Below are 221 nucleotides of genomic sequence, written 5' to 3' on the forward strand. Positions count from 1 at the left end.
AGCTGGGATAAACGCAACGGTTTGAATAAGCAGTCATCCATACCGGCAGCAATACAACGCACGCGTTCTTCCGGTTGCGCATTGGCCGTTAGCCCTAAAATGGTTAATGGTTTTTTTTGTCTTGTACGCAATTGTTTAGTCAGCGCAAGCCCATCCATGATGGGCATACTACAATCGGTGATGACGAGATCAATCGTTTGTTCCTGCCAGTAGCGTAACGC

General features: G+C 47.5%; 1 protein-coding gene. It reads right to left on the bottom strand.

From position 1 onward, the window contains the following. On the bottom strand, positions 1–221 hold a 221-nt coding region (locus EOC06_RS39645), incomplete at both ends, for a response regulator (protein WP_128310224.1).

Source organism: Mesorhizobium sp. M7A.F.Ca.MR.362.00.0.0 (assembly GCF_004023175.1).
Lineage (GTDB): Bacteria > Pseudomonadota > Alphaproteobacteria > Rhizobiales > Rhizobiaceae > Mesorhizobium.